This is a genomic window from Mesorhizobium sp. M8A.F.Ca.ET.021.01.1.1, from assembly GCF_003998025.1.
Taxonomy (GTDB): Bacteria; Pseudomonadota; Alphaproteobacteria; order Rhizobiales; family Rhizobiaceae; genus Mesorhizobium.
Window position 1 is genome coordinate 1 of the sequence record NZ_RZSJ01000520.1, and the last position, 4,407, is coordinate 4,407.

A 4,407-nucleotide genomic window follows, 5' to 3' on the forward strand; every position below is an offset into this window, starting at 1 on the left:
TCGCCAGCCACACCAGCAGCGCACCGGCAAACGACCAGATCCAGGGTTTTGTGAGCAGCGTTTTCAGCGAAGCCATCGCTCACCTTTCCCTGCGGCTGATCAGCACCCGCGCCGCCAGCACGATGATCAGGATGGCGCCGTTGGCGGCCACCTGCCAGTCGGGCGGAATGTGCATGAAGGTGAGCAGCGGCGAGGCGGCCAGCGCCAGCGTCAGCGCGCCGATGACGGCGCCGATCGGCGAGACCCGGCCGCCGACGAACTCGCCGCCGCCGAGGATGACGCCGGCGATGGCCAGCAGCGTGTAGCCATTGCCGATATTGGCATCCGCCGAGGTGGTGATGCCGATCAGCGCCATGCCCGACAGCACGCCGAACAGGCCGGCCAGCGCAAACAGCACGATCTTGGTCTTGAGCAGCGACCAGCCGGCGCGCCGCAGTGCTGCCGGATTGCCGCCGGAGCCGCGCAGGATCACGCCGTAGGAGGTGCGCATCAGGCCGAAATGCACCACCGCCGCGATCAGCAGCGCGGCGATGATCGGGAACGGAATGAAGAGCGGCTTGAACGACATGATCGCCAGCAGCCAGTCCGGCGCCTTACCGCCGGGCTTTGGCAGGACGAGGATGGCCAGGCCCTGCCAGACGAAACTCATGCCCAGCGTCACCACGATGGAAGGCAGGTTGCGCAGATGGATCAGCGCGCCGAGCAGCGCATAGATGCCGATCGACCCGGCGAGGATGAGGACGCCGATGAGCGGCGCGTCCTTCAGCCATGTCGCCGTGACGCAGCCGACAAAACCGACAAAGGTGCCGATCGAGAGATCAAGCTCGTTGCCGGCTATCACGAACATCTGCGCGATCGTCGCCAGCGCGATCGGGATAGCCAGGTTCAGCATCAGGCTGAAGCCGAAATAGCTGATGGCGCGCGGGTTGAGCCAAGCGATCGCAAGCAACACCAACGCCAGCGACAGCGCCGGCAGCAGGCCGCGCAACAGCCGCGCCCGCGCCGCCGCGTTGCGCGCCGCCGATCCCTTGAAGCCATTGTCGATTGGCGTCGCCGTCATCTCAGGCCGCGTCGCCGAAGGAGGACTGGATGATCTTCTCTTCGGTCAGCTCGTCGCGCGTCAAATTGGCGACGATGCGGCCGTTCTTGAAGACATAGATGTGATCGCAATTGTCGAGCTCTTCGGTTTCGGTCGTGTACCAGAGGAAGGTGCGTCCGCGGCCAGCCTCCTCGCGCACGAGGTCGTAGACCTCCAGCTTGGTGCCGATGTCGACGCCGCGCATCGGATCGTCCATCAGCACGATTTCGGCATCGGAGCCCAGTGCGCGGGCAAACAGGGCCTTCTGCTGGTTGCCGCCCGACAGTGAAAAGATGTTGTTGTCCATGTCGGGCGTGCGGATGCCGATCTTCTTCTTCCAGGCATCGGCGAGTTCCGCCTCGCGTCGCGGCGAGATCAGCAAGCCGTTGCGCAGACGCGCCAGCGAGCGGATGCCGATATTCTGCGCAATCGACCATTGCGGGAAAATGCCGTCCGACTGGCGGTCGCCCGCCACCAGCGCCACCGGCGCCGTGACCTCGATGCCGGCTTTGGCGCGTGCGGTGGCACCAAAGATCCGCAGCAGCAAGTCGGTCTGTCCGTGACCGGCCAGCCCGGCAAGGCCGATGATCTCGCCGGCACGGGCGACAAGCTCCTTGCCGTCAGTCTGCCCGGCGGGCCGCGCCCGGACGCGCAGCGGGCTGGCGCCTGGCTTTGCGGCAGCGGCCTGCGCGGCGGTCTTCTGGCGCGCCTCAGCCCCGCCCATCACCGTCACCAGCCGGTCGCGGTCGAAGGCGCCAGCCGCGTCCGACGCCACCATCTTGCCGTCGCGCATCACCACGATCCGGTCGGCGTTGCGCAACACCTCGCCCAGCACGTGCGAGATCAGGATGCAGCTTTTCCCGCCGGCGACGAAGCGGCGCACGAAAGCCAGCAGCTGGCCTGCAGTGTGCGCGTCGAGCGAGGAGGTCGGCTCGTCGAGGATGACCAGGTCCAGCCGGTCCTGTGTCACCGTGAAGGCGCGCGCCACCTCGACCATCTGCCGCCGGCCGATCGAAAGATCGCCGACAATGTCCCAGGCCGAGATGCCATGGTCCGGGAATATCTCGTCGAGCTTGGCGGCGATCAGCTCGGCCGCCTTGCGCCGCCAGCCGAAGCCGGACAGCGAGGCATGGTTGATGCGGGTGTTTTCGGCGACGCTGAGATTGGGACACAGCGACAGCTCCTGGAACACGCAGCGTATGCCGAGCTGCTGCGCCCGCGAAACCGAGTAGTTCTCCTCGATGCCGCCATGCACGCCGATGGTGCCGCTGTCGGGCGTCAAGGTGCCGGCCACCATGTGCATCAGCGTCGATTTGCCGGCGCCATTATGGCCGACGAGGCCGACGCATTCGCCGGGTCCGACATGGAAATCCACCCCGCCCAGCGCTCTGACGGCGCCGAAATGCTTTTCGGCACCGTCAAGTCTGACGACGTCAAGAGTGGCGGCGCCGAACTGTTTTTCGGCGCCGCCCAGCCTGATGATGCCCGTGTTGCCTGCAGCCATGCTCAACGATATCCGTTCAGTGATGCGCTAGGCAACGCGGATGCGGCTTTCACTTGATGTTGGCTTTGATGGCCGCGATGGCATCTTCCTGGGTGTATTCGTGAGTGGCGACGCCACCCTCCTTGATCTTAGGCAGGGCCGCCTCGAAATCGTCCTGGGTGAAGGCGAGATACGGCACCAGCAAATCGTGCGGAATGTCCTTGCGGCCATCGAGCACCTGCTGCGCCACCCAGAAGGCGAGCGTCGACACGCCGGGCGCGATCGACGCCGACCAGGTCTTGTAGCCGTCCTTCTCCTTCTGTTCCTTCCACCACTTCAGCTCGTCCTGCCGGTTGCCCATGATGATGGTCGGGCGCGGCTTGTTGGCGGCGGCGAAGGCTTGCGCGGCGCCATAACCGTCGCCGCCCTGGTCGACGATGCCGACGATGTCGGGCAGCGACGGCAGGATGGTCGCGACCGCCTTCTGCGCCGTGGTCTGGTCCCAGTCGCCGGTCACCGAACCGACGATCTTGAATTCGGGATGGGCAGCGACCCCTTCCAGGATACCGGCATGGATGGCGTCGTCGATCGAGGTGCCGGCCAGCCCGCGGATTTCAAGCAGATTGCCGCCCTTGGGCTGGAACTTCGCCATCTGCTCGACTTCCTGCTTGCCCATGTCCTTGAAGTCGACGACGACGCGGTAGGCACATGGCTCGGTCACCGTGCCGTCGAAGGAAACGACGGTGATGCCGGCGTCGCAGGCCTGCTTGATGGCGCCGTTGAGCGCGTCCGGCGAAGCGGCGTTGATGACGATGGCGTCATAGCCCTGCAGGATCAGGTTCTGCACCTGGGCGGCCTGCGTCGGCACCTCCTTGTCGGCGGTGGTGAAGACATCGGCCGCGCCGACGATCTTGTCGTCGACCGCCTTCTTGGTGACGATGCCATAGCTGTCGAGCATGGCCTGGCGCCACGAATTGCCGGCGTAATTGTTGGAGAACGCGATCTTCTTGCCGCTGGTGTCGGCGAAAGCCGTACCGGCTGCGAGCACCGCCGCAAGCGTGCCGAGAACCAATAATTTCTTCATAGGATACTCCTCCCGAGAGTTGTTGATCAGTTGGCTGTCGATGAATTTTCGCGATTGCGATCCTGTTTTTTATCTATTGTCAGACAAAAGTGCAGAAGGCCGCCGAGCTGTCAACTGCAATCCGATGCGCGCCGGCGATCAACTTGCAGTGCGCTGATTGAAATGGTTTCGGTTGATGGCTAGGCATGCGGGCCAGGAGACCGAACAAGCATGGCAGTGACGCCGATTGTGCCGACGGGCGCACCGGGAATTCCCGCGCGCTGGACCTCTAGCGCCAAGAGCGGCGTCGGCGTGGCGCTTTCGCCGTCCAGTCGCGTCTGGTTCACCATCAGCCACGGCATCCTGAACGAAGTGTATTATCCGCGCGTCGACAGCGCCTGCACGCGCGACCTCGGCCTGATCGTCACCGGCAAGGATGGATATTTCTCCGAGGAGAAGCGCGATGCCGCGCACGGCATCGAGCCGTTCGGAGATGGCGTGCCCGCCTACAGGCTGGTCAACACGGCTGATGACGGCGCCTACCGGATCGAGAAGCGCATCGTGGCCGATCCGGCTCGTCCGACGTTGCTGCAGGAGATCACCTTCAGCCCGCTCAAGGGCTCCGCGGCCGACTACCGCGTCTACGCGCTTCTGGCGCCGCATCTGGTCAATGCCGGCATGGGCAACACCGCCTGGGTCGGCGAGCACCGGGGAAAGCCTGTCCTGTTTGCCTCGGGGCGCGGCACCTGCCTGGCGCTGGCCTCGTCGCTGCCCTGGCGGGAC

At 65.1% G+C, this 4,407-nt stretch carries 3 protein-coding genes and 1 pseudogene; 1 reads left to right on the top strand and 3 read right to left on the bottom strand.

Annotation, left to right across the window (positions count from 1 at the left end; translation table 11 throughout):
* Nucleotides 1-79: 79 nt before the first annotated feature.
* Genes EOA36_RS28775 through EOA36_RS28785 form a run of 3 tightly spaced genes read right to left on the bottom strand, consistent with a single transcriptional unit; the run spans nucleotide 80 to nucleotide 3,645 of the window.
* The gene (locus EOA36_RS28775) at nucleotides 80-1,060 is read right to left on the bottom strand and encodes an ABC transporter permease (RefSeq protein ID WP_127280401.1); all 981 of its coding nucleotides are present in this window, start codon (nucleotides 1,058-1,060) and stop codon (nucleotides 80-82) included.
* A 1-nt stretch (nucleotide 1,061) separates the two neighbouring features.
* Nucleotides 1,062-2,582, bottom strand: a complete 1,521-nt coding sequence (locus EOA36_RS28780; RefSeq protein WP_245464501.1) for a sugar ABC transporter ATP-binding protein — start codon at nucleotides 2,580-2,582, stop codon at nucleotides 1,062-1,064.
* Between the two features lie 49 nt (nucleotides 2,583-2,631).
* Nucleotides 2,632-3,645 (bottom strand): ABC transporter substrate-binding protein, encoded by a 1,014-nt coding sequence (locus EOA36_RS28785; RefSeq protein ID WP_127280402.1) that lies wholly within the window; start codon nucleotides 3,643-3,645, stop codon nucleotides 2,632-2,634.
* Between the two features lie 210 nt (nucleotides 3,646-3,855).
* On the opposite strand from EOA36_RS28785, the pseudogene EOA36_RS28790 reads away from it, so the two are divergent.
* A pseudogene (locus EOA36_RS28790) lies at nucleotides 3,856-4,407 on the top strand (glucan 1,4-alpha-glucosidase); the annotation flags it as partial.

Excerpts from the sequence above, each read along its gene's own strand:
- EOA36_RS28785 (WP_127280402.1), bottom strand. The coding sequence starts at position 3,645 with ATGAAGAAATTATTGGTTCTCGGCACGCTTGCGGCGGTGCTCGCAGCC.
- EOA36_RS28780 (WP_245464501.1), bottom strand. The coding sequence starts at position 2,582 with ATGGCTGCAGGCAACACGGGCATCATCAGGCTGGGCGGCGCCGAAAAA.
- EOA36_RS28775 (WP_127280401.1), bottom strand. The coding sequence starts at position 1,060 with ATGACGGCGACGCCAATCGACAATGGCTTCAAGGGATCGGCGGCGCGC.